Genomic DNA, 25,484 nt, shown 5'->3' on the forward strand with positions numbered 1-25,484 from the left:
GACAAGGGACATGGACGTGGCGGGAGCCCCTTCACGGCGTGCCGCTCCGAAGCGACACGCCGTTCACCACCGCGACGGCGTCCAGGTCGAAGCCTCCGGAGGTGCCGCCGTAGCGGTTGTTGCCCGCGTCGACGATGCGCACGTACTGCGCGCGGCTCAGGCCCACCGTCGCCAGGTCGAACCCGTCTCCGCCCGCAACCGCGGGGTCCGTGGCGCTGACGCCGTTGGCCGGATTGGCCTGGACGGTGGCGACGCCCGCGCATCCCGGGTAGCCGCCCGCGGCGTCCGTGGTGGCACACGGGAATTCGTACCAGGTGACGCCGTCGTCGCTGACGGAGACGATGCCCCGCTCGGAGTACGTGGCCGCTCCGCCCGCGACGCGGAAGGTGTTCTCGAACACGAGCAGGTCCACGCCCGGCCCATCCATCACGGCGATGTCGGTGAAGCGCAGAACGATTGTGCCGCCCCGGCCCAGCGAGAGCACGTCCAGCGAGCCGTTGTCCGGCCCCAGCCCCGACGGAGGCCCGAGCACGACGTCCGGGAAGCGGTCCTGCCCGAAGCCCGCGAAGTCGCCGGGCTCGAAGAGGACGACTTCGTCCGCGTACGGGTCCTCGGGCGGAAGTCCGGCATCGGGCTCCAGCGGTGTGGAGCCATCCGGCTGTCCCGCGTCGTCCCGCACCGGGTCCGTTCCCGCGTCTTCGCCGACGCCGGAGGAATCGTCACCGCACGCGGTGGCGCCCAGGAGCACGGCGAGCGCCGTGCCCCAGGCGAAGCGGTGGAGGCCGCGATGGCTCACGGCACGGCCCGAATGCGGACCAGCCGCTCGCCGTTCACGTCCTCGATGCCCACCAGCAGGTCCGAGCCCAGGTGGGTCAGCTGCGTCACGGAGGTGCACTGGTCCACGAACGACAGCACCGGCGTGCGCTCGCCAATGACGACCTGACCCGGGGTCGCGTCCGCGGACAGGCTGTAGCGGGACACGTCCGTGGTGACGAACTGCCAGGTGGCATCGTAGGCCCCCCGCTTGACGACGACGCCGTCACCGAAGGCGGAGGCCGCGTTGAAGTCGCTGCCCACGTCAATCTGCGGCTGCGCATCCAAGGCGAACGGCGTGTTGGAGGAGAGCGCCGCGCTCACCACGGAGGGCGCCACTGCGTAGGCCACGTTGGTGTAATCCGGCGGAACGGCGAAACCGAACACGGAGACGCCGTTGTTCGCCACGGCACTGAAGCCATTTCCGCCAGCGGTCTGCGGGAAGTCGGCCACCTTCACGGAGGCCATGGGGTCCGCGGAGGTCACCAGCGCATAGATTCCGAAGCCGTTGATGGCGGACAGCCCCGTGCTGTTGATGAGGAAGGCGGACGTCGTGCCCGACGTGAACGCGGCGGCGCTCATGTTGCCCGGCGAGTTGACGTAGCTCGAGTTGCCAGGGGTGACGACGTCATAGAGCGAGACCGTGCCCGCGCCACCCGACTTCGTGTAGCCGGCCAGCAGCCGCTCGGCGCCATGCACGAGGAAGCGGTTGGGGAAGATGCCCGACGTGGCCCCGCGGTCCTCGGGCGCCAGGACGTTGAACAGCGGCGACGAGGAAGGCGTCAGGTCCGGCCAGATTCCCAGCGAATAGACGTCCGCGCTCGTATCCCCTTGCACGGCATAGACCGCGTACGTGGGGCCCGGCGTGACGGCCACCGCCAGCACGTCGTCCGGCATGGGCGCGGAGCCCGCGGTCTCGAAGCCCGCCTGGAGCTGAAGCGTGCCGAGCACCGGGTCGTACGGCGCCGTCTCGCACGTGTACTCCGTGCCAGCGTCCGTCTCCGTACCCGCGTCCGGCTCCGTGCCCGCGTCCGGCTCCGTGCCCGCGTCCGGCTCCGGATTGGTGCCAGCATCGGACTCCGGGTCGGTGCCCGCGTCTTCCCCGGGGACCTGCTGGATGGGCCGCGTCTCACACTTCTCCGAGGCGCACGTCCACTCCTGGCCCGCGGGAGCGGGGCCGTTCTCGCTGCGGCAGTCGTAGACATCCACGCATTCGGAGCCACAGCCCGTGGTGGCAACCGCCAGCACCAGACTGGCCGTGGCGAACATCAGGGACTTCGTGCGGGCTCCTGCGCGCTTCACATCGGCGTACTTCATCGGTGTCCTCGCTCCCTCTTCCGCCCCCACGGGCGAATGGGCTTCCAGGAGGACACGGCCGAAGGCAAAGCCCCGGCGGACCTTTCGCGCCGGACAGCACCGCCCCCGCCGCCTCCCCTCGGAGGCCTCGGTGATGTCCGTGCCAGGGGCACGGGTCTTCGGCAGGTTTTCGGACTCGCAGGCGCGGGTGCACGGAGCACCCACCTACTTGCCGTCGCTTCCCAGCCCGCTTCGGGCCAGTGCTTCACGTGACGGCGTTCGTTCCTGCTCACCGCTGCGGGGCAGTCCCGGATTCACACCGGGTTCCCTTGAGTCACCGTGGTTCCACGGCGACACCGAGGACGCGGGCGGGGATATGGCGGGTGCAAGCCATTGTCAATGACTGGTCCCCAGACGCACCCGGCGCCGGAGCAGCGCGAGGAACAGCGGGCCGCCCAGCAGCGCGGTGACGACGCCCACGGGAGGCTCGGCCCCGAACAAGGGGAAGGCCAGCCGCGCCAGCAAATCCGACAGGACGAGGAAGGCCGCGCCTCCCAGCGCCGACAGTGGCACCAGCAGCCGCTGGTCCGGCCCGAAGGCCAGCCGCAGCAGGTGCGGCACGATGAGGCCCACGAAGCCAATCAACCCCGTGAGCGCCACCGCGCCCGCGACGCTCGCGCTGGCGGCCAGCAGCAACCAGCGGCGCGTCGCCGCCACCGGAACCCCCAGGGACGCCGCGTCATCGTCACCCAGCGACAACAGGTTCAACCGTGCGGAGAGCACCCACATGACGCCAATCGCGCCGGCCTGAAGCAGCGCGGAGAGCACCAGCGTGCCGCCGCGCTCGTACCCCAGCGCTCCGGCGAGCCAGTAGAGGATTTCCCCCAGCCGGTCGGGGGCGGACAGTGTCTTCACCAGTGTGATGGCCGCGGAGGCGAACGCGTTGAACACCACGCCGGTGAGCAGCGCGGCGTAGGGCGCGCGCGACGCGGAGCCCCGGCTGGCGGAGAGGACGAAGAGGATGGCGGCCCCCGCGCCCAGGAAGGAGAAGAGCGCGGGCGCGGACAGACGCGCCATGGCGCCGCCCAGGCCCGGTGCCACTTCCCCCACGGTGCCAAGCCCCACCGCGAGCGCCAGCGTCGCCCCCATCGCCGCCCCGCCGGACACGCCGAGCACGAACGGGTCCGCCAGCGGATTGCGCAAGAGCCCCTGGAGCGTGGCGCCCGAGGCCGCCAGCCCCGCGCCCACGATGGCCCCCAGCAGCGCGCGCGGCAGCCGCAACGACCAGAAGATGACGGCGTCCGTGGACGCGGGCTCCGTCAGCGCGGCGGTGAGGGAGATGGACTGCTCACCGAAGCGCACCGCCACCGCCAGGCACCCCACCGCCAACACGAGGAAGCCTCCGAACAACATCACCGCGCGCGAGGCACGAAACCCTCCCGCTCCGCCATGTGCACGCTGGGATGTCGCCGGCTCGCTCACGGCGCGGCCTTACCCGTTCCTTCCGGATGCAGCAAACGGAAGAGTTCCTCCAGCCCCCGCCCCAACGAAGGTCCCGGTTGCAGCAGTGACATGGAGGGCAGGTCCACCCAGCGCGCGCTGGACAGGCCAGGCAGTGCCCTCAGCTTGTCCTTGCCCACGTCCACATCCGCGGCATCCACCACCACCGTGGCCCGGGCACGCACCACGCGCTCCACCGAGTACACCGGGTACGCGGAGCTCGCGTCCGCCGCCACGTTGATGCCGCCCGCGTCCCGGAGCAGCTCGTCCGCGAAGGAGCCAGGCCCCGCTACCACGAGCGGCTCGAAGCCATAGACGAACAGCACCCGCGGCGCGGGCAGCTTCTTCGCCGCCTCCCGGATGCGCGTGCGCGTGGCCTCGATGCCCACCACCACCGCCTCCGCCTCCTTTTCCCGTCCAAGCGCCTTCCCCACCGCGCGCATGGCCGCGAGCACGTCCGCCACGGAGTGGAGCGGCAGCAGCAGCACGGGCACGCCCAGCTCCGCCATCTTCTCCACCGGACGCTGGTTGCCCGGCCCGGGCTGCACCAGGAGCAGGTCCGGCTTGAGCGCAATCACCGCCTCCACGGAAGGGTCCGTGAAGCCGCCCACGCGCGGCAGCTTCGCCACCTCCTTCGCTTCGTCGAAACGGGACACCCCCACCAGCGTGCTCCCCGCGCCCAGGGACAGCACCATCTCCGACAGCGAGGGCGCCAGCGTCACCACGCGCCGCACCTTGGAAGGCGCTGGCGGTCCCAGCGTCCTCAGGCTCGACGTCTCCGCCGCGCTCACCGTACCGGCGAGCAGGCACAGCACCGTGGCGAGCAGGACGGACATGCCCGAGCGGGGACGCGAAGTGGAAGTCGTGTTCATCGGCATGGCGTGCGCTTCCTCAGTGCAGGGCGGTGACGTCAATGGCATTGGACACGGGCCGGCGCGGGTCCGTGGGACACGCTTCCAGCGCGGGCCCCAGCGCCTGGGGCGAAGAGAAGCCGCGGCGCTCCACCAGCCGCCCGTCCTCCACCGCCACCACGAAGACGCGGCCCGCGTTCGTATCCGCCAGGTACACCGCGCCCTCCGACACCGCGAAGCGGCTGGCCACGGAGATGTTGCAGCCCGGCGTTCCGGGCTCACACCCCGCCTTGAGCGCGTACGCCGCCACGGGTGCGTCGTTCTTCACCAGCACCAGCCCGGAGGCGCGCACGGCGCTGGCACTGTGCCCGTTGGCCTCGTCGTACTCGGCCTCGCCCAGGCAGGCCACCACGAGCTGGTCACCCACGGCCTCCACGTAGCCCGCGTTGAGGCAATCCGCCGCGCCCAGGTCAATGGCGCTCACGCTGCCGCTCGCGGGGTCGATCTTCGCGAGCATGCCCGGGCCATTGGGCTTGTAGCCGTTGTAGGGATTCAGGTTGGTGAGGCTCACGTACACCCCCGCCTCCGTCGCCGCGACGGAGTAAGGCAGCGGCAACACCGTGCCGCCATCGAAGGGCTTCAGGTCCAGCCCGGTGAGCGAAATCGTGTCCACCTTGCGCGGCTGCTCGGGGTTGGAGATGTCCACGCGCGCGACGGCATTGCCGAACTGGAACATGGAGCCGCCCGTGCCGAACAATGGGACGTACAGCGTGGTGCCCCACTTCGCCAGCGCCTGCGGGCTGGTGTTGGCCCCCAGGTTCACCTGCGTCACGGTGCGCAGGCCCAGCCCCGCGCCCTGGGAAGGGCCCTCTCGCTTGAGCACCTGCAAGGTGTTGTTCACCGAGTCCACGACGTAGACATAAGGCGGGTCCACCAGGATGTCGTTGGGCGAGCCCGCCACCCCGCCCAGCGAGTCCTCCTCCACCACCGTCCCCAGCGCGCCACCCGCCGCCTGGAGCAGCTTCGAAGCCGTGGCGTCCGCGGCCAGCACGTAGCCGTCCCAGGACGCGAGTGTCTGCACGCCCGAGCCGAACTGACGCCGCGGCCCGAGCTGGTCCGTCCCCGCCTGGATGCCCACGAGCTGCCCGTGGGTGTAGCAGGCCGCCACCACGTCGTAGCCGCAGCGTCCCTCGTGACACGTCTGCACGTCCGGACACACGTTGCCGCAGGCGCCGCAGTTGAGCACGTCCGCGCGCACGTCCACGCACGAGTCCCCGCACCGCAAGCTGCCTTCGGAGCAGCCCTCGCGGCACACGCCGGATTCGCACACGAGCCCGGCGGAGCACGCGTTGCCACAGGCGCCGCAGTTCGTGGCATCGCTCGCCGTGGCCACACACGCGCCACCGCAGGACTCCGTCCCCGGACGACAGCCACAGACGCCGGCCTGACACGTCTGGCCGGCGCCGCACGCGTTGCCACAGGCGCCGCAGTTGGCGACATCGCCGCCCAGGTCCACGCAGGCGTCGCCGCAGACGGACAGGCCGGAGGTGCACACCGCGCCCTCCTCGGGGCACCCGGTGAGCAGCAGCGCCGCCACGGCCGCCAGCAGCAAGGTCGGAAGGAATGGCTCAGGGGACAGGGGACGCGGGCGAGGCATGGGGCTCCCGAGTGGAGGAGGAAGACGATGACGCGCCTGGCTCGAGCGCCACCGCGAGCGTCACATAGGCGGCGCGTCCCGGCAGCGGGAAGCCCGTGAAGTCGAAGGTCCGGACGTCGAGGAGGTTCTTCAGCTCGACGGACAGGGTGAGGTCCGGCCCATGGAGGAAGGTGCTGGACGCGCCCGCGCTCACCAACGTGCGTGATGGCAAATCGAGCGAGCCGGTGCGGTTGATGAGCTGAGCGGACTGGTAGAGCACTTCCGCGCGGGCGTTGAGCCAGTCCGGCCCCGCGCGCACCCGCCCCACCCACTTGTGCCTGGGACGGTACGGCAGGTCCTTGCCGAAGAAGCGCGGGTCCCCGTAGCGGTTCTCCGTGCGCAGATACGTGTAGCCCGTGCTGGCCAGGAGCCAGGAGAAGGGCCGCGCCTCGCCCTCCAGCTCCAGGCCCCACACGCGCGCGGTGTCGAAGTTGTACGGGCGCGCCATCAGCGGCGGGTACAGCTCATAGGCGATGAGGTTCTCGTAGAGCGCCGCGAAGCCGCCCAGCGTGAGCCCCCAGCGTGGCGCCGCGTTGTCGGAGTCTTCCGGACCGGAGCGCCACATCACCGCCGCGTCCGCGTACAAGGCGCGCTCGGGCTTCAGCCCGGGGTTGGGCAGCAGCGTCCCCTGTCGGATGTACAGCTCCAGGAAGGACGGCGCGCGGTGGGACTGCCCGGCGTTGGCGCGCAGCCCGAAGCCGCGTCCCAGTTCGACGGATGCACCCAGCTTCGGCGACAGCAACCAGTACGGCCCCACCCGCTCCAGCCGCATCGAAGGCACCACGTCCAGCGTGCCGCCGAAGAGCCTCACCTCATCCATGGCCATGACGCTGGCGCGCAACCACGAGGAGGCCTGTGCGCCCTCCTCCTGCGTCACCGTCTCACCCGAGGCCGCCACCGTGACAGTCAGCGACTGGCGCTCTCCCAGCGGCCTGCGGCCCTCCAGCTCCACGCCGCCCACCGAGTGCCGCTGCGCGCCGCCCGCGCCGGGAATGCGCCCCGTCACCTCCAGGCCATCACGCCGGAAGAAGCCTCGCGCACTCCCCTGCCCCAGCCCGTCGAGCACGCCCGACCAGCGAAGGCCCAGCGCCAGCCGACCCAGCTCCTGGTCTCCGGTGGACTGGGGATTCTGCACGGTGCCCGGAATGGCACGGTCCTCCAGGGACAGCTCCGCGAGCGCATCCAGCCGCGAGCCCCCCACGAGCCGTCGCCGGTAGCGCAGGAGCGCGCCACCACCCTGCGCGTTGTTGCGGGCACGCCGCTCGGAGACCTGGGGATTGCCATCCACGGCGGGCAGTTCGTCCACGTCGTAGGCGAAGTCACCATCCGAGCGGCCCGCGTGCACCAGCAGCAGCGCCTGCCCTCCCAGCATCGGCCCCGTGGCGGCGACGTGGCCCAGCGCCGTGTTCCAGCTCCCGTAGGTCACCTCACCACTCGTGCGCAGGTTCGGCCCCGGTGCGCGGGTGATGATGTTGATGGCGCCGCCCAGGCCGCCCGAGCCATAGCGCGCGCCCGCGCCACCTCGCAGCACCTCGAAGCGCTCGACCAGCGCCGAGGGAATGAGCGACAGGTCCGACAGGCCGCCCGCGCCGTTGAGCGGAATCCCATCCAGGAACACGAGCACGCCGTTGGACGACGCGCCCCGCACCACCAGGCTCTTGCTCTGTCCGTAGCCACCGGAGTCCTGCACCGCGAGCCCCACCGAGCCCACGAGCAACTCCGCCGTGTCGCGCGCCTCGCCCGCTCGCTCTCGCGCATCAATGACGGTGATGGCGCCCGTCGGGTCCCTCCGCTCCGGAGACTCGGGCGGAGGCGGTGTCCTGCCGCGGACCACCGTAGTGCGCGTGGGGGCGGACTCGGGTGCGGCGGAGGGCACTTCCCCAGAGGCATCCACGGCCGCGGGCGGGGCAGCGGCCTCGGAAGGCTGCGCCCTGACGGGACATGGAAGGCTGAGCACCAGGCACACGACAGGCCCAGCGAGGAAGGTCCACCGCATGCTCCGCCTTCCGCTCCCTCCGACGAAGAGAGAAGGCCAACCGCCCGGGCCCGCGAAAGGCTCGGCCGCACCCCTGGGCAGGTCTCCTGGCTGACGGGCTCTGGCGACTGGCGCACGCTGCGTCATGCCAGAAGAGGACTTCCGCCTTCCCCCAGAGCGGCGTGCGGCCGCGGATGGAGTGGCGACAAACCGAAGCCCCCGGCCCTGACCTCAGGGCTGCCCGTTCACAGTGGCGGGACCGCGCCGGACTCTCACCGGCTTCCCTCTTGAAAGCCCGACATGGGCACCCAAGGGCGCGCCCTTTCTAGGAGGTCACCTCCGGCGGGTCAAGCGCACCGGGGGCGTCAGCGAGGACACGCGCACGGACTGCTCGAAGGCATACGTCTGGAGGAACAGGAGCTCCACGTTCCCCAGCGTGAGCCGGGAGCGGCACAGCAGCGGCGCGGGCCGGCCCGGCAGGATGAGCACCCCATCCTGGTACGTCCCCCGCTCGCTCTCCAAGTCCGTCACGCACCACAGCCCGGTGTGCGGCTCACGACGAAGGCGCGCATGCAGGCGGGACACCGTGGGCTCGGCGAGGACGATGTCGCACTCGGCGCCGCTGCCCACCGTCACCTCGGCGTCCGCCGGGCGGAACCGCGGGCGCACCTCCAAAACCACGGGCGCCATGGCGCAGGGCGTCGATGCCTTCTCGGATGACCGGGACGTCCCACCGCGCGGCCGCGTGGAAGCAGGCTCCCACAGCAACACGGGCCAGCTCCCATCATGGGCCCGCGCATCGCGAGGAGCTGGCTGGAACACGCGCACCTTCCTGTTCACCGGATGGACGCGCGCAACATGGACACGAGACTCCGGCGGCGCCAGTTCCTGGAGCCTCTGGACGTGCGATTCACCGTCGAGTCCCACCGCGTGGGATGTCCACCCACGCCTGCCACCAGTCGACTACGGAACGCCCTGAGTCCCCGCGTCCTCGCAAGCCACGCCCGAGCCGGCATCCGGCTCGACCTCCGCGCAATCCGGAAGCGCCAGCTCCAGGCCCTCCTCACCGAGGAGCAGGGCCTCATCGTCATCGGTGGAGAAGGTGCCCGTCCCACCGTCCGCGACACGCAGCCGCGCGATGGGGTCCTCCACGGCGCAGCCTCCGCTCCAGGCCAGCAGTGCCAGGACGAGCAGGTGCCGAAACGTCCCGCGAGGCGCGTGCGATGCGAAGTCAGTGCGGTTCATCGGGCGGCCACCTTTCACGGGAAGACCATCATCGCGACGCTCAGCCGCGGCCGGACGGCCCAGCCCTCATGGAGCGGTTCGAACCCCTGCGCGCTCTGGAAGCCGATGAGGGGGCGGCCGAAGACGACGTCCATCGCCAGCGAGCCCTCCACGGCGAAGTACTTCGAGAAACGCCAGCGCAGGGAGGTATCCGGCCCCGTGAGGAGCGCGGGGACGAAGCGGGGGCCCGCGGTGTCCAGCCCGCCCACGCGGGCAAAAGCCGTCCGGCCGAAGAGGAGGAAGCCCGCCCCCGCGCCCACGCTCCAACGCCACTCACCCGAGCGGAGCACGGGCGTGTCCAACCAGAAGCCGAAGACGTACTGCTCCAGCTGCACCTCGGTGCGGGTCTCCACCATGCTCGACGGGAGGCCCGCCAGGAACTGGAAGCGGAAGCGCAGCCGGGGAAACTCCCAGCCGGCCCCGAGCAACCATCCCTGGTAACCCGTTGAGGCATAGCCGTCGAGCGAGGCGAGGCCGCCCGCCAGGAGCTGCCACTGCACGGATGAAGACTCCGGGGCCACCGGCACAGCTTCCGCCCGGGGAACATCCGCCGCGTCCGCCGCCAGCGAAGCGGAACTCGCGAGTAGCCCACCCAACACGCCGAGTCGCAGCAAGACGGTGCCCGATGCCATGCGGGCAACGCTACCGTCCTGGCAACGGGGGGCGGAAGCCCCCCGCCCGGCCACTCAACGGTTCGTTGCGCGCGGAAAGTGCCGAGGGGCCAGTTCCTCGCGCCAACCGGCCCGTGTCACGGCAGCAGGTGGAACAGGGGCAGGTTCGCGGGGGCGGGATACACCGCGACGCCATGCGTGGCCCCGAGGTCGGGGCTGGAGATGACGACGTCGGGCGTGGGCGCTCCGGAGACGCTGAGCTGGCTCGGGCTCAGCCGGGAAATCTTCCCGGAGTTGTAGGCCATCCAGAGTCCCCCTCCTTCGTCGAACGCGAGTTCCTTGGGACCGCCCGCGTCAATCTGGATGCTCGGGACAACGCTCACCGCGCCGGAACCCTCCTGGTCGGCGGGCGTGAGCCGCACGACGACGCCGCTCGCGCCATAGGAAACCCACAGGTTTCGCTCCCCATCGAAGGCGAGCCCCGCGGGGCCCGCGAAGCTCCTGCCCGGAGCGGCTTCCATCACGTCGATGCTCGCGACGGGCGTCACGGTGCCGGACGCCTGGAGGCTCGATGCAGCCACCTTGTGGACGCGGGAGGCCCCGGCCGTCACGTCTCCCACCCAGAGGTTGCCCATGGTGTCGAACGCGAGCGTGGAGGGGTCCCCTAGCCCGCTCAGCACGACCTGAGGCGCCGGAGCGGTGCCGGAGACAAGCTGGGCCGCGCCAAACCGGACGACGGTGTCGCTGAACCCGATGGAGGCCCAGAGGTCGCCAGCGGCATCGAACGCAATGGCGATGGGACCAGGGCTCCCGGCGCTCAACACCCCGCCGCTCATGATGACGTCGGGGCTCTTGACGCCAGAAGCGCCCAGGTCGCTGACCGGATAGCGCCTCAACTCACCCGACCCCAGCGCGACCCAGAGGTTGCCACGCTTGTCGAACGCGAGCCCCGAAGCGCGGGGAATGCCCGGGCTCGAACCGAGCTGGACGGAGGCCGACGGCGCGCCCGTGACCTCCAGGTCCGCGGCGGCGAAGGCCTCCACCTCGGCCGCCCCGTTGCTGGTGGACAGCCACAGCCGCTGGCTGCTGGGGATGAGCGCGTATTGAAGGGTCGCGTTCGCCACCTCGCCATCCAAGACGCATAGCTGGCGCGCTGGCGCATCATAGGCGGCGCGAACCCGGCCGCCGCTCCCCGCCACCGGCTCGGGGGAGAGCGTCCACATGCCCGCCGTGAGCCCCGCCAGCCGGCCGCCCGCGCGCACCTCCCGGGACTCACTGCCTCGGCGGATGATGACGTGAGGGCTGGCGGAGGCCGGCAGTCCCTGGATGGCCAACTCCAACGCACCCGTGCCCGTCTCGGGACACCCGCCTGGGTCCGGGTCCGAGCTATCGCCACACCCCACGGAAATCACGACGGCCAGGACGAAGAGAATGCTTCCGTTTCTCACGAGGTCCCCCCTTTCAAGCGCACGCTGCGCTCACTCGATGAGCATGGGGATACAACTGGGCGCACGAGGGGGTGTCAACCAAGGCAGGCCCGAAAGGTGCCCACTTCGGCCGAACGAAGCCGGCTCAACCTGCACGCCAGCACGCGCGTGAATATCGATTCCAGTGGGATGCGGATGCAGATTGGAAAGAGCAGCTCGCCCGATGGCGAAGTCGCCGCCCGGGAGGCGATCGCGGAGGCGCTGCGAGACGCGGACGCGTCCACCTTCGCCCTGGTCTTCTGCACGGACCAATATGACGCGGATGACCTGGCGGCGGCGCTCCGGCGGGAGCTCCGGGACCTTCCCTGGGCCGGATGCTGCGCGGCGGGTGTTTTCGCGGGGACCGAGCTGCTGCTCCAGGGATTGGTGGTCGCGTTGTTTCGCGGGGTGGACTTGCGGGTCGGGACGGGGATGGGTGGGCCCGTCAGCAAGGACCCCAGAGCGGCCGGACGTGACGCGGTGGCGCGGGCCATCGAGAAGCTGCCTCCCATGCCGCCGGAGCGCCGCCGTGCGCTGCTCGTCTTCCCGGACGGGCTGAGCGGGAATCCAACGGAGGTCGTGCGCGGGGCGCAGCAGGAGGCGGGGGCGGGCGTCGTCTGGGCGGGGGGCGGAGCGGGAGGCAACCTCCAGAGCGCCACGACGGCCCAGTTCACGGATGGGCAGGCATACCGGGACCAGGCGGTGGTGATTGCCTTTGATGCCCAGGCGCCGATAGGCGTCGGGATTCAGCACGGCTGGTATCCATACGGCCCACCGACCCAGGTCACGAAGGCCCACGGCGCGACCGCCATCGAGCTCGATTACGAGAGCGCGTTCGAGGTCTACCGGCGCACGGCCGCGAGCCGCGGAGACGCGCTGGACGAGCAGGGCTTCGCCCGCTTCGCGATGACCCACCCGCTGGGGATTCCCCAGGCCAATGGAGAGTTCGTGATTCGCGATCCAATCTCCATCGGCCCCGATGGCTCGGTCCGCTGCGTCGCCGAGATACCTGATGGCTCGTTGGTCCGGGTGATGGAGGGAGCGCGCGCGGACCTGATGGACGCGGCAGCGGGTGCGGCCAACCTGGCTCGGAAAGGAACCCCTGGCGCGCTGGGCGGCGCGGTCGTGTTCGATTGTTTCTCGCGCTACCCCATCCTGGGCGAGGAAATCCGGGACGAGCTTTCACGCGTCCAGGAGGCGCTCGGGGAGACCACTCCGCTCGTGGGTTGTCTGACCCTTGGCGAGGTGGGGGCCATGGGGGGTGGAGTTCCGCAGTTCCACAACAAGACGGTGGTGGTGCTCGCCCTTCCAGGGTGATGGGACGAGGTCGGACATGGCGGACCCCTGCGAGGACGCGGACCGGAAGCTCACCGAGGAGCGACTCGCGCTGCTGAGCGTGCTCCAGGAACTCACCGTCGCGGCGCTCGACCTCTTCGACCCGAGCAAGCCCGCGGACGCCTTCATGGACCGCGTCGCGGAGCGGCTGGGGTGCATGGTCGCGCTCTGGGTCCAGGTGAACGCGCGGGGACAGGTCGTCCTTCTGGGCGCAAGTGGACTCTCCGCTGCGTCCCGCCAGCTTCCGATTCCCGCCCGCGCCGAGCCCGGAGGGAAGCAAGCGCCCGTCGAGGTGAACCTGCCCTTTCCGGAGCTGGAATTGCCGGGGCTCGTGCGCTGGTCCACTCCAATCATCGGGACGGACGCGGCGCACAGCGCCAGCGCGCTGCTGATGTACTTCGACCGCGAGCCGCACCTGCCGCGACAGTACCGGGGCATGGTGGAGCGCCTCGGCGGCGTGCTCCGGACCGCGCTCATGCACCGGCAGCTCTTCACCCGCATCCTGGAGAGCGAGCGCGCGCTCCACCAGCAGAAGACGCTGCTGGAGTCCCTGAGCGAAGCCTCCGACGAGGGCATCCTCATCTCCACCCAGGAAGGAAGGACGCTCACGCACAACCGCCGCCTCGTGCAGATGTGGGGGTTGGAGGAGGAGCTCCTGTCCGCATCCTACGAGGCGTGGGTCCTTGCTGCGGCGGAACTCGTGGAGGAGCCCGCGCGGTTCACGGCGCGCGCATCCTTCTTCATCGAGCACAGCGACGCGTCGGGACACGACGAGCTTCGGCTCAAGGATGGGCGGATATTCGAGCAGTACGACGCCCCGGTGGTGAGCGCGGACGGCCTCTACTATGGGCGGGCCGTCTACTTCCGGGACGTCACCGCTCGACGGCGCACGGAGCGGGACCTCCAGCACGAGCGGGACTTCAGCTCGGCGGTCCTGGATACAGCCCGCGCACTGGTCATCGTCCTGGATGCGGAGGGCCGGATCGTCCGCTTCAACCGCGCATGCCAGGAGATGACCGGCTACTCCTTCGAGGAGCTTCGCGGCACGCGGTTCTGGAAGCAGCTCCAGGCCCCGGAAGAAGTGGCGCGGGTCGAGCGGGACTTCGCCCAGCTCTCCGCGGGCCAGGGGCACGAGCAATATGAGAGCTGCTGGCTCACGCGAGCGGGAGAGCGCCGCCTCATCTCATGGTCCAGCAACGTCCTCCGCAGCCCGACGGGAGCGGTCGAGTACATCATCGGCATCGGCATCGACATCACCGAGCAACGGCGGGCCGAGCAGGAGCGCGACCAGACCTTCCTGCGTGAGCAGCAAGCACGGGCCCGGGCCGAGGAGCAGGAAGGAAGGTCCGCGTTCCTGTCGGAAGCCTCGGGCCTGCTCGCGGGCTCGCTCGCCCCCGAGGACGCGCTGCGAAACGTGGTGGCGCTGACCGTCCAGCGGTTCGCGGACTGGTGCACGGTCGACCTGCTGGACAACGACCAGTCCCCCCAGCGGATCGCCGTGGCCCAATCCCAGACACTGCGGGCCAGGTGTCCCGCGAAGGCGGCCCCCGCGCCACCGGACCTCAATGCCACGCACGGCCCTGGGCGGGTGCTCCGCCGCGGCGAGCCGGAGTTCTTCCTGGAGGGTTACGGCTCCGCGGCCCCCGGGTGCGGAGTCCTCGAGTTCCAGTCCTGGCTGTCGGTGCCGCTGCTCGCGCGTGGCCGGACGCTCGGCGCGCTCACGCTCGCCCGGTTGGACGGCGGGAGCCGCTATGGCCTGGCCGAGCTCACCCTCGCGCAGGAGCTGGCCCGCCGCGCGGCAATGGCCGTGGACAACGCCCGGCTCTATCAGGAAGCCCAGCAGGCCATCGGCCTTCGTGATGAGTTCCTCTCCGTTGCCTCTCACGAGCTGAAGACCCCGGTCACCTCCCTCCAGTTGTCCGTGCAGGGCTTGCTGCGCCGCGCCCGGTCGGGAGCGCTCCGCACCGCGTCGACGGAGACCGTGACCCACTCGGTCGAAGGCATCGAACGCCAGGCGATGCGGATGGCGAAGCTCGTCAACACGCTGCTCGATGTCTCGCGCATCCATGCCGGGCGGCTCGAACTCGAGCTGGAGGAAGTGGACCTCGCCGCGCTGGTCCGAGACATCGCGGCGCGCTTCGCACCCGAGCTGGCCCTCTCCGGCACCACGCTCCGGGTTCACGCCGACACGCCGATGCCAGGAATCTGGGACCGGTCGCGGCTCGATCAGATTGTCACCAACCTGCTCTCGAATGCGCTCAAGTACGGCGAGGGCAAGCCCATCGAAATCCAGGTCGGCGGGGATGCCAGGACCGCCCTTCTGGAAGTGAGGGACCAGGGAATCGGCATCCCGGCGGAACAACAGGCGCTGATCTTCCGGGCCTTCGAGCGCGCGGTGTCATCGCGCCACTACGGAGGGCTGGGCTTGGGCCTCCACATCGTCAGTCAGCTCGTCGAAAGGCTGGGAGGGGCGGTCCGGGTCCAGAGCGAGGCGGGACGCGGCGCCACCTTCACAGTCGCGCTTCCACGCAGCGGCCCCGCCGCGCCGCTGCCGGCTCCGGCGGACATGCACCTGGACGCGAACCATGCATGAGTGCGCGTTCGCGCCCTCCCGTGCCTGGCGCCGCGCTCTCGTCCGCTGAGAAGCCACTGGCGCGTCGCTGTCCGTCCTCGCCGCTGGACGGTTCTCACATCCGCGCACGGTGTGCGGAGAGCGCCCCGAGGAGAACACCATTGGCACGCCGGCTGCTCAAGCGCTCCCCGACCTCAGGCGGTCAAGCCGACGAGGCAGCCGCGCCGTGGTGGCGCGATGCGGAGTGTGGAGGTGGATGATGCTGACGGCGGGTAAGCGACTGGCGGTCTTCTCCATTCGCGAGGGCAAGGGCGGGAGCATCTGGGTGCGGGCGGGGAGCGCCTTCGTGAACAAGGACGGCTCGCTCAACGTGTTGCTGGACGTGCTGCCGCTGGACGGGAAGCTGCACGTCCGCGAGGCGGCGGAGAAGCGCGACACGGCGGGAATGAGCGGCGGCCGCTACGCGGGCGAGCTGGGGCTGGACGCGGCGCCGGTGGGTGGCCACTCGTGAGGGCGCTGTGCGCGGTGGTGGTGGGCCTGCTCTTGTGCGGGCCCGGGGTGGCGGAGGCGGCGAAGCTGCGCACGCAGCACACGGGGACGGTCAACCTCAACGAGGCCAGCGCGGCGGAGCTGGATTTGCTGCCGGGCGTCGGGGAGAAGGCGGCGCAGCGCATCATCGCGCACCGCCAGAAGCGGCCCTTCAAACGCGTGGAGGAGCTGGTGCGCGTGAAGGGCTTCGGCAAGAAGAAGTTCCTCAAGCTCAAGGCGCACCTGGCGCTGAGCGGGCCCACGACGCTGCGAGTCGAACAGGTGCCCGCCCCTCCTGAGAGAAAGGAGGTGGGCACGACGAACGACTGAGACTGAAGCTCCGGCAAAGGGGGCCGCCGCCCGGGATTTCTCTCGTGGCCTGGTGCGGCGGCCCTGGGGTGCACGGGCCCATGAGGGGCAAACAGGGGGGCGCCCCTTGGGAGCGGTAGCCATCCGGGAGTGGATTGGTACCATCCGGCGCCATGAACCGACGCCTGACGAACCTGCTCACCGCGCTGCCTGTCACCGCCGCGCTGGTTGCTCCGCCCGTGCTCGCCTGCACCAGCATGCTGGTCTCCAAGGGAGCCACGGCGGATGGAGCCACCTTCATTACCTACGCCGCGGACGCGCACGAGCTGTACGGCGAGCTGTACTTCACGCCCGCGCGCCGCCACGCGCCGGGCGCCATGCGCGACATCATCGAGTGGGACACCGGCAAGTTCCTGGGCCGCATCCCCCAGCCCGCCGCGACCTATTCGGTGGTGGGCAACATGAACGAGCACCAGCTCTCCATCGGTGAGTCCACCTTCGGCGGCCGCGAGGAGCTGGCGGGTCCCGCGGGCATCGTCGACTACGGCTCGCTCATGTACATCGCGCTGGAGCGCGCGAAGACGGCGCGCGAGGCCATCCAGGTGATGACCACCCTGGTCGCCGAGCACGGCTATGCCTCCACCGGTGAGTCGTTCTCCATCGCCGACCCGAAGGAGGCCTGGCTGCTGGAGATGATTGGCAAGGGCAAGGGCGAGAAGGGCGCGGTGTGGGTGGCCCGCAAGCTGCCCGACGGGTACCTCTCCGCGCACGCCAACCAGGCGCGCATCGGCACGTTCCCGCAGAACGAGAAGCAGACGACGTTCTACTCGCCGGACGTCATCTCCTTCGCCCGGGCGAAGGGTTGGTTCAAGGGCGAGGACAAGGACTTCAACTTCGCGGAGACGTACAACCCCATCGACTTCGGCGGGCAGCGGTTCTCCGAGGCGCGCGTGTGGAGCATCTTCCGGCGCGCGGCGCCGTCGATGAAGCTGGGCGCGGAGTACGCGGACGGCGCGGCGCCCCAGAAGCGGCTGCCGCTGTGGGTGAAGCCGGACAAGAAGCTGTCCGTGCAGGACACCATGGCGCTGATGCGGGACCACTTCACGGGCACGCCGCTGGACATGACGAAGGACGTGGGCGCGGGCCCCTACGCGGCGCCATACCGCTGGCGGCCAATGACGTGGGAGGTGGACGGCAAGCAGTACATCCACGAGCGCGCCATCTCCACGCAGCAGACGGGCTTCTCCTTCGTCGCGCAGATGCGGGACTGGCTGCCGGCGCCCATTGGCGGCGTGCTCTGGTTCGGCGTGGACGACACCTTCACCACCGTCTACACGCCCATGTACGCCGGCATCCGGCAGGTGCCGCGGAACTTCGCGCAGGGCGTGGCCAGCCGCGGAGAGTTCTCCTGGGACTCCTCCTTCTGGGTGTTCAACTGGGTGTCGAACCAGGCCTACGGGCGCTGGAGCGACATGGTGAATGACCTGCAGAAGGAGCAGGGCGCGCTGGAAGGCCAGTTCCTCGCGGACCAGGCCGACATCGAGAAGCGCGCCCAGGAGCAGTTCAAGCGCAGCCCCGAGGAGGCGCGCCAGTATCTCACCGACTACTCGCTCCAGCAGGGTGAGAAGGTCCACACCCGCTGGCGCAAGCTCGGTGAGACGCTGCTCGTGAAGTACATCGACGGCAACGTGCGCGATGAGATGGGCAAGGTGAACCATCCCAAGTACCAGGAGGCCTGGTACCGGCGCATCGTCCAGGAGAATGGCAAGGCGCTGCAGATGCCCGCCAAGCCCGCGGAGCCCGCCGCCGCGCCGGCTCCCGCGCCCGCCCCTGCTCAGAAGCCGGCGCCCAAGCCCACCGTGGCCCCCGCGCCGTAACCCCCCGTCCTGGAGCGGGGAGCCTTCTCCCCGCTCCATGGTCGGCGCTGCGTCCCGTGCGCGTCAGCCCCAGGCATCCGTCATCAGGCTGATGATTCCTGCTCCACCCCCCTCTGGACACAACCTCGGCCACACCGGCACCGAGAATGGGGAATAAGCGCACATCAACCTCCTGGCACTCACCAGGATGAGGGGGGCAGAGCCATGGGTCGCATCACGAACAACACGACGACGAAGACGTCCAGCATCACGCCCACGCGGACGACCGGTTCGCCGCCTCCGCCTCCGCCTCCGAAGCCGTCTTCGTCGACGTCCTCAGGCAGTCCGACGCCGCCGGATGCCTTCGTGACCGGCACTCGCACCAACACCGTCCGTCCGCCGAGCCTTACGCCGCCGCCGCCTCCCAACCTGGGCGGCCCTCGGCCGACGACGCTGGGCGGCGCGAAGGCGCCCGTCACCACCCCACCGACGACCGTCCCCGTCGCGGTCGGCCCCGCCGTCCTCCGGGATGACTCGGTCATCGCCCCCTTCGTGGCCCAGGGTGTGCCCCGGGGCGCCATCAAGAACATCGGCGATGGCGGCTTCTCCGCGCTCCAGGGGTTGCAGCGGAACCAGGGCGACGCCAACTCCGCCGACTTCGCCACCCTCAAGGCGGAAGTCGGCCCCAAGGCCGACCTCATCCGCGCGGTGTTCGCCCAGGGCGGGCCGCACGCGAAGGCGGGTGACGCGGAGCGCGTCAAGCTGGCCAACGTGTTCAACGAAGGCTTCACCGTGGACAACGCCACGGTGGAGAACTACCGCAAGCAGATGAGCGTGCTCACGGAGGGGAAGTTCGAGCCCTACGTGGAGATGGCGAACACCCACCTGACGCAGAACCAGAAGGACTACCCGAAGACGGCCACCAGCGTGGCGAACATCAACGGGCTCTCCGACGAGGGCAAGGTCTCCATCTACAAATACACGCAGGAGAAGTTCAAGCCGTACAACGGCCAGGTCCTCTTCCCGCTGGCAAAGAATGGCGCCGGCCCCACGTCCCAGGCGCTGCGCAACAACCTGGATGGCATTGCCGTCACCCGCGCGGCCCTCAACGAGCTGCCGAAGTTCCAGGGCACCGTGTTCCGCGGCGACAGCAAGAAGTACTACGACGCCTACACGAAGGACGCCGTCATCACCCGGGATGCCTTCACCAGCACGGCGAAGAACCCGGACGCGAAGTTCGATGGCGACGCCATCCTCGAAATCCGGACCAAGACGGGCCGCGACATCCAGGGCGCCTCGCTCAAGCCGGGTGAGGAGGAGGTGCTCATCCCGCCCGGTGCCACCTTCAAGGTCCTGGACCGGGACGACACGGGCTCCATCCTCCGGCTCACGCTCGAGGAGGTCTGAGCACTCGCCCGCCCGGCACCCGGCCTTCATGGCGGGGGGGGATGGCCCACGGCGGCCCTCCCCACCGGGTCCGCCGCGGCCCATGTCGCCGCCCGGGGACTGCCTGAGCCTTCGAAAAGCCTCCGGCTTGACGTCTGGTCTGCGAGCGGTCAACAGCCAACGGTTTTTCAGCAGCAGGTCGGACGGCGACGCGATAGACCTGCTGCGACTCAAACCATTGGCTTGAGACACGGAGGCAGCAGGTGACGGCAGAAGAATCCCCGAAGGAACCGGCAGAAGAGCCGCTGGGACCCCACGAAGGTGAGCGGGCCTACAAAGGGCCTCCCCTCGGTGAAGTGCTCGAATTCATGCGTCTGCTCTGGGCCGTGGACCACGGGCTCCAGTCCACGTCGAAGCGCATGGAGTCCACGCTGGGACTCACGGGTCCGCAGCGCCTGGTCATCCGCCTGGTAGGGCGCTTCCCCGACATCACCGCGGGCATGCTCGCGCAGATTCTCCACGTCCACCCCAGCACCCTGACGGGCGTGCTCAAGCGCCTGGAGAAGCGGGGCCTGCTGGAGCGCAAGTCCGACCCGCTCGACGGGCGCAAGGCGCTGTTCTCCCTGACGGACGCGGGGCGCTCGCTCGACATCCCCTCCGAGGGCACGGTGGAGTCGTCGGTGCAGCGCGTGCTGTCGCGCCTTTCGCGGCCTCGCATCCTCGCGACGCAGGAAGTGCTTACCGCGCTGGCCCAGGAGCTGGGCGGCGTCCCCATGCCCGAGGTCGAGTTCGACGAGGCGGGCGCCCGCAAGCAAATCGTCCGATGAGCCGGCGGCCCGCCCGCTCCCTTGCCGCTGCTGGGGACGCGTGTGGTGGGCTTCGTAGGAAGGGCGAGCCTGGTAGACCGCGTTACCTCCCGGACCCTCGCCCTTGTGTCTCCTTCCAGCGCCAGACACCTGGAGCCCCTCGAACGGGCTCCTGGGTCGTTATGCTTCGCAAGAAGGGGCCGGCTGCTAGAAAATCGGGAAATAGGCAGCCCCACCAGGGGTTGCCTCGTCACTGAGCGGACAGGACAGCGTGAACCTCGACACACCGCAGACACCAGGCCCCGAGCTCCCGCCCCCGCCCCCTCCCCCTCCGACACCTCCCGCGTCACAAGCCCGCCCTCCTCTGGAAGCCCCCGGTGTGGAGGCGTTGCTCGCCACCGTCCAGGGCCGCCAGCGCCGGTACCTGTGGCTCCAGGGCGGAATGCTGGGCGTGGCCACCGTGGCGCTGTTGCTGGTGGCCGGCGGCTTCCTGGCGCTGGCGGCGCCGCGCGCGGGCGCGTCCCTGCTGTGGACGGCGCTGCCGCTGGGCGTGGCCGTGACGTGCGTCTTCGGCCTGTGGCTGGCGCGCCGCCGCGTGGGAGACGACGTCCTCACCGCGCGCATGGTGGGCGAAAAGCGCCCGGAGCTGTCGCTGGACGTGCTGGCCGCGGTGGAGCTGATGCGCGAGCCGGACGCGCCGGGCAGCGGCTCTCCGGCGCTCGCGAGCGCCTTCCTCCGGGAGATGGACACGCGGGCGCGCACGGTGGACGTCCGCACCGTGGTGGACAGCCGCCCGGTGCGTCAGGTGGCCCTGGGCGCGGGCGGCGCGCTGCTGGCCCTGCTGGTGCTGATGGTCGTGCTGGGTGACCGCTGGTCCGCCGGCATGGCGCGCATCCGCGAAGTGGCGGCGAGCCCCAAGGCCCAGACGCAGGTGGAGCCCATCACCGGCGACATCGAGCTGACGTACCGCTACCCCGCATACACCGGACTGGCCCCGCGCACGGTGCCCGGAACGAACGGTGAAATCAGCGCGCCGGCGGGGACGGAAATCCTGCTGAAGACGCGCTCGGACCGTCCGGTGGAGCGCGCCGAGCTGGTGGTCAACGGACAGGCGCTGCCGCTGAAGGTGACGGGCAACCGGGACCTGGAGGGCAGCTTCGTCGCGAAGCAGTCCGGCCACTACCGCTTCGCCTTCTACGGAGCGCGGGACAAGGCGCTCGCGGTGGGGCCGGACATCGCCCTCACCGTGGAGGCGGACAAGGCGCCCGAGGTGTCGCTGCTCACGCCCACGGTGGAGCTGGAGATCGACCCGGGCGACCAGGTGGCGCTCAAGTACGAAGCGTCGGATGACTACGGGCTGTCCGGCATGGCGCTCGTGTTCCGCGCGCCCGGCGCCCAGCAGGAGACGCGCGTGCCGCTGCCGCGCGAGGACGGCCGGCGCCACCGGGGCACGTACTCGTGGAGCCTGGACAACCTCAAGCTCGACCCGGGTGACCGGATTACCTACTACGTGGAGGCGCAGGACAACGACACGGTGGAGGGCCCCAAGAAGGGCGTCAGCCGCACGCAGGTGCTGCGCGTGTACTCCGCGGCCGAGCACCGCCGCGCCGCGCTGGAGAAGGCGGAGCAGCTGTGGGGCCGGATGGTGGACCACCTCGCGGACCGGCTGGAAGGCCCGGAGCGCGCGAAGCTGAAGGACCCGCAGGCCATCACCGCCGGGGCCACGGTGGACACCAGCGGAGAGAGCCTGGTGGCGGACATGAGGACGCTGGCGCAGGAGCTGGCGCGCGAGCGCGACGTGCCCACCGAGCTGGTCTCCGCGCTGAGCAACATCTCCGAATCCCTGGGCAGCCATATCCGCGGCACCGCGGAGCTGCGCCGTCTCTACCTGCGCACCCAGCGCGCCCGCGGCGAGGACTGGGGCACGGGCAACCGCCTCACCGCCGTGGTCAACGAGGAGATTACGGAGCTGGAGAAGGACATCCTCTACCTGGAGTCGCTGCTGGACCGGCAGAAGCTGGAGGCGCTCCAGGAGATGGCCAAGCAGCTCTCCAACGAGCGGCGCGAGCTGGCGAACCTCATCGAGCAGTTCAAGTCCAACCCGGACGAAGCCTCGCGTCAGGCGGTGATGGAGCAGATTCAGCAGCTCAAGTCGCGCATCCAGGAGCTGATGCAGCGCATGGCGGAGATGCGCAAGGGCATCCGCGACGAGCACCTCAACGCCGAAGCCCTGTCCGAGATGATGAAGGATCAGGACATGCGCAGCGCGCTCGACGACGTGGAGAAGCTGATGCGCGAGGGCAAGGCGGACGAGGCCCTGGCGAAGCTCCAGGAGTTGGGCATGCAGATGGATGAGATGCTCGAGAACCTGGACCAGGCGGGCGACGAGTTCGGCGGCGAGCAGCACCCCGAACTGGCCGAGAAGTTCGGCAAGTTCATGGAGGAGCTGCAGGGCACCGTGCAGGAGCAGCAGCGCGTCGCGGACCAGACGAAGCAGCTTCGCGACCAGGCCCGCTCACAGAACCGCGAGCGGCTGTCGGAGAAGGGCGAGTCCATGAAGGACAGCCTGATGCGCAAGGTTCAGCAGGCGCAGGAAGACTACAAAGCGCTGGAGCCCAGCCAGCTCAACAGCCGCGCCGCGCGTCCGCTGGAGGAGGCCCAGGCGGAGCTCCAGAACGTGGAGAACGCGCTGAAGGTGAACGACTACGACCTGGCGGCGGAGGCGGCGGCCCGGGCGGAGGACGCGGCCCGGCAACTGGCGATGATGGGCGAGCAGCAGCGCCACCTGGACGAGATGTTCGGCAACCCGGAAGAGGTGGTGAAGCAGTCCACGGAGCTGGCGCAGCGACTCAACCGCGACGCGCGCAACGTGTCGGAGGTTAACCGGCAGCTCCAGTCGCTCTTCCCGCCTCCGGGCTCGCAGCTGTCGCAGCAGGAGAAGCAGCAGCTCCAGCAGCTGGGCGAACAGCAGTCGCAGCTGGAGGAGCGCGCGCAGGGCCTGCGTCAGCAGATGGAGGAGATGCAGCAGATGGCCCCCATCTTCGGCGAGGAGGCCACGCAGCAGATGGAGGGCGCCGGCCAGCGCATGGGTGAGGCCGCCCGCCGGATGCAGGGCAAGGACCCGGGCCGTGGCTATGGCGAGCAGCAGGCGGCGCTGGAAGGACTGCGCCAGTTCCAGCAGCAGATGCAGGAAGGCCAGCGCGGCGGCAAGGGCGGGCTCCCGCTGCCCATGGGCATGGGCCGCCGCCAGCAGGGCAACGGGAGAGACCCGAAGCAGAAGGTGGAGCTGCCGGACGAGGATGCCTTCCAGGCGCCGAAGGAGTTCCGCAAGGACCTGCTGGACGCGATGAAGCAGGGGGCTCCGGAGAAGTACCGGGAGCAGGTGAAGCGCTACTACGAGGAGCTGGTGAAGTGAGCCGCCACGCGCTGACGCATTCTTCCAGATTCGGAGCCCTCGTCGCGGCGATGGCCGTGGGGCTCTTCTGCGTGCCTCAGGCGGCGTGGGCCCAGTCCAGCTCGCTCAAGGATGAGGTGAAGGAGCGGCTGAGCCGCGTGGAGACGGAGCTGGACGACTGGGACGTGCCCGGCGCCCGGCGCGAGCTGTCCGAGGTGGAGCAGCTCCTCCCCGCCGACGTGGAGCCGCTGAAGTACTTCCAGGGCCGGGTGGCCTTCGAGGAAGGCCGCTACGACGACGCGGTGGCGCTCCTGGAAGGCGCCAACATCGAGGACAAGCCGGGCAGCTACCTGCGGCTGGCCAAGGATACGCGCGCCATCACCAAGGACCACGAGCGCGCGGAGAGCGAGCACTTCATCTTCCAGTACCCCAAGGGGAAGGAAGCGGTGCTGGTGCCCTATGCGCTGGAGACGCTGGAGGGCATCCACCGGGCGATGAAGGAGGACCTCGGCTGGACGCCGCCGGGCGGCAAGATTCGCGTGGAGGTGGTGAGCAACGCGCGAGAGCTGTCACGGGTGAGCACGCTGACGGAGAAGCAGATTGGCACCACGGGCACCATCGCCATCTGCAAGTTCAACAAGCTGATGGTGACCAGCCCCAAGGCGGTGGCGCGCGGCTACGACTGGCAGGACACGCTGGCGCACGAGTACATCCACCTGGTCATCAGCCAGATGAGCCGCAACACGGTGCCCATCTGGTTGCATGAAGGACTGGCCAAGTTCCTGGAGTCGCGCTGGCGCGGCAAGGCGGGCCTGGCGATGACGCCCTCTACCCAGGCGCTGCTGGGCAAGCGGGTGAAGGCGGACACGCTCATCCCGTTCGAGAAGATGCACCCGTCCATCGCGCTGCTGCCCACGGCGGAGGACGCGGCCACCGCGTTCGCGGAGGTGTTCTACGCCATCGACTACGTGCACAGCGTCAAGGGCACGGCGGGTCTGCGCGCCATCATCCAGGAGCTGAAGGCCGGGCAGAAGGACCGCAAGGCGGTGGAGGCGGCCATGGGCATGCCCTTCGCCCTCTTCGAGAAGTCCTGGCTGGCGCACATCAAGAAGCAGCCCTTCCCCACCGAGCTTCTGCCGCGCGAGGACCGCGTGGTGCTGAAGGAGAACGCCAAGGGCAAGGTGAAGGACGACAGCGAGAAGAAGGGGCGGGAAATCTCCTTCGGTGACTTCCAGGAGGTGACGGAGGTGCCGGCGCGCAAGTTCGCACACCTGGGCGAGCTGCTTCGCGAGCGCAACCGCGTGAAGGCCGCGGCGGAGGAGTACGCCAAGGCGCACAAGCTGGTGGGCGACAAGTACGAGTCGGTGTCCAACAAGTACGCGCTGGCGCTGCTGGAGCTGCGGCGGTTGGATGAAGCGGAGACAGTGCTGCGCGGCAGCCTGCGCGTGCACCCGGGCTCACCTTCGACGAACGTCCACCTGGGCCGAATCCTGCTGTACCGGAAGGACTACCCGAAGGCGAAGACGGCCTACCTGGAGGCGCTGGCGTCGGACCCGTTCGACCCGGAAATCCACCTGGCCCTCACGCGCATCCACGGCTCCATGGGCGAGACGGCCCTGGCGGGCCGCGCGCGGCAGGCGAGCGCGCTGCTCACGGGGCTCAAGGTCGAAGAGGTGGACCGCGTGGCGCAGCAGTTCCTGCGTGACGAGAGCGGGCTGTCGGAGATGAACGTGTCGGGAACGTCGGACACGGAGGCGCCGAAGGAAGCGCAGCCCGAGAAGCCGGACGCGGGGAACTGAGGCGCGC

The 25,484-nt window shown here is 70.0% G+C and carries 19 protein-coding genes and 2 riboswitches; of the genes, 9 read left to right on the forward strand and 10 right to left on the reverse strand.

Going from position 1 to position 25,484, the window contains the following annotated elements; all coding sequences use genetic code 11:
• Positions 1–31 precede the first annotated feature (31 nt).
• The 10 genes from OZ403_RS34735 to OZ403_RS34780 form a co-directional block, all read right to left on the reverse strand.
• On the reverse strand, positions 32–796 hold the full coding sequence (locus OZ403_RS34735) for a cell surface protein (RefSeq protein ID WP_268782768.1): 765 nt from the start codon (positions 794–796) through the stop codon (positions 32–34).
• Positions 793–2,130, reverse strand: a complete 1,338-nt coding sequence (locus tag OZ403_RS34740; protein ID WP_268782769.1) for a hypothetical protein — start codon at positions 2,128–2,130, stop codon at positions 793–795. Before OZ403_RS34740 ends, OZ403_RS34735 begins: the two co-directional genes overlap by 4 nt.
• A gap of 143 nt (positions 2,131–2,273) precedes the next feature.
• Positions 2,274–2,485: riboswitch (cobalamin riboswitch) on the reverse strand.
• 20 nt (positions 2,486–2,505) lie between these two features.
• Entirely contained in the window at positions 2,506–3,591 is a 1,086-nt protein-coding gene (locus OZ403_RS34745) for a FecCD family ABC transporter permease (protein ID WP_268782770.1), read from the reverse strand.
• Positions 3,588–4,481, reverse strand: a complete 894-nt coding sequence (locus tag OZ403_RS34750) for an ABC transporter substrate-binding protein (protein ID WP_237077719.1) — start codon at positions 4,479–4,481, stop codon at positions 3,588–3,590. The genes OZ403_RS34745 and OZ403_RS34750 overlap by 4 nt, the downstream gene beginning before the upstream one ends.
• 19 nt (positions 4,482–4,500) lie before the next feature.
• On the reverse strand, positions 4,501–6,117 hold the full coding sequence (locus tag OZ403_RS34755; protein ID WP_268782771.1) for an MXAN_6577-like cysteine-rich protein: 1,617 nt from the start codon (positions 6,115–6,117) through the stop codon (positions 4,501–4,503).
• Positions 6,089–8,152: a TonB-dependent receptor plug domain-containing protein gene (locus tag OZ403_RS34760; protein ID WP_268782772.1), complete on the reverse strand. Its 2,064-nt coding sequence runs from the start codon at positions 8,150–8,152 to the stop codon at positions 6,089–6,091. The genes OZ403_RS34755 and OZ403_RS34760 overlap by 29 nt, the downstream gene beginning before the upstream one ends.
• 59 nt (positions 8,153–8,211) lie before the next feature.
• Positions 8,212–8,458, reverse strand: a riboswitch (cobalamin riboswitch).
• A 6-nt stretch (positions 8,459–8,464) separates the two neighbouring features.
• Positions 8,465–8,821, reverse strand: coding sequence for an FHA domain-containing protein (locus OZ403_RS34765; RefSeq protein WP_268782773.1), 357 nt, complete (start codon positions 8,819–8,821; stop codon positions 8,465–8,467).
• Between the two features lie 273 nt (positions 8,822–9,094).
• Entirely contained in the window at positions 9,095–9,376 is a 282-nt protein-coding gene (locus OZ403_RS34770) for a hypothetical protein (RefSeq protein WP_268782774.1), read from the reverse strand.
• 14 nt (positions 9,377–9,390) lie between these two features.
• Complete coding sequence (locus OZ403_RS34775) at positions 9,391–10,047, reverse strand: hypothetical protein (protein ID WP_268782775.1); 657 nt, start codon at positions 10,045–10,047, stop codon at positions 9,391–9,393.
• 116 nt (positions 10,048–10,163) lie between these two features.
• Positions 10,164–11,474 carry a Vgb family protein gene (locus OZ403_RS34780; protein WP_268782776.1) on the reverse strand — a complete coding sequence of 437 codons (1,311 nt, stop codon included), beginning with the start codon at positions 11,472–11,474 and terminating at the stop codon, positions 10,164–10,166.
• A gap of 96 nt (positions 11,475–11,570) precedes the next feature.
• Between OZ403_RS34780 and OZ403_RS34785 the strand changes: the two genes are divergently transcribed.
• The 9 genes from OZ403_RS34785 (at position 11,571) to OZ403_RS34825 (ending at position 25,477) form a co-directional block, all read left to right on the forward strand.
• A complete protein-coding gene (locus OZ403_RS34785) occupies positions 11,571–12,809 on the forward strand; it encodes an FIST signal transduction protein (RefSeq protein ID WP_237080766.1) in 1,239 nt (412 codons plus the stop codon).
• Positions 12,810–12,825: 16 nt separating this feature from the next.
• Positions 12,826–15,420 (forward strand): PAS domain-containing sensor histidine kinase, encoded by a 2,595-nt coding sequence (locus OZ403_RS34790; protein ID WP_140795506.1) that lies wholly within the window; start codon positions 12,826–12,828, stop codon positions 15,418–15,420.
• Between the two features lie 238 nt (positions 15,421–15,658).
• Positions 15,659–15,910 (forward strand): hypothetical protein, encoded by a 252-nt coding sequence (locus OZ403_RS34795; RefSeq protein WP_171410524.1) that lies wholly within the window; start codon positions 15,659–15,661, stop codon positions 15,908–15,910.
• The gene (locus OZ403_RS34800) at positions 15,907–16,257 is read left to right on the forward strand and encodes a ComEA family DNA-binding protein (protein WP_140877517.1); all 351 of its coding nucleotides are present in this window, start codon (positions 15,907–15,909) and stop codon (positions 16,255–16,257) included. Before OZ403_RS34795 ends, OZ403_RS34800 begins: the two co-directional genes overlap by 4 nt.
• A 152-nt stretch (positions 16,258–16,409) precedes the next feature.
• A complete protein-coding gene (locus OZ403_RS34805) occupies positions 16,410–18,113 on the forward strand; it encodes a dipeptidase (protein ID WP_268782777.1) in 1,704 nt (567 codons plus the stop codon).
• 204 nt (positions 18,114–18,317) lie between these two features.
• Positions 18,318–19,499, forward strand: coding sequence for an ADP-ribosyltransferase domain-containing protein (locus OZ403_RS34810; RefSeq protein WP_268782778.1), 1,182 nt, complete (start codon positions 18,318–18,320; stop codon positions 19,497–19,499).
• 242 nt (positions 19,500–19,741) lie between these two features.
• Positions 19,742–20,305, forward strand: a complete 564-nt coding sequence (locus OZ403_RS34815) for a MarR family winged helix-turn-helix transcriptional regulator (RefSeq protein WP_140795509.1) — start codon at positions 19,742–19,744, stop codon at positions 20,303–20,305.
• Between the two features lie 250 nt (positions 20,306–20,555).
• Positions 20,556–23,699: a DUF4175 family protein gene (locus OZ403_RS34820; RefSeq protein ID WP_140800113.1), complete on the forward strand. Its 3,144-nt coding sequence runs from the start codon at positions 20,556–20,558 to the stop codon at positions 23,697–23,699.
• Positions 23,696–25,477 carry a peptidase MA family metallohydrolase gene (locus tag OZ403_RS34825; protein ID WP_140795511.1) on the forward strand — a complete coding sequence of 594 codons (1,782 nt, stop codon included), beginning with the start codon at positions 23,696–23,698 and terminating at the stop codon, positions 25,475–25,477. The genes OZ403_RS34820 and OZ403_RS34825 overlap by 4 nt, the downstream gene beginning before the upstream one ends.
• Positions 25,478–25,484: the final 7 nt, after the last annotated feature.

This window comes from Myxococcus sp. NMCA1 (assembly GCF_026810205.1).
Classification (GTDB): Bacteria; Myxococcota; Myxococcia; order Myxococcales; family Myxococcaceae; genus Myxococcus; species Myxococcus xanthus_A.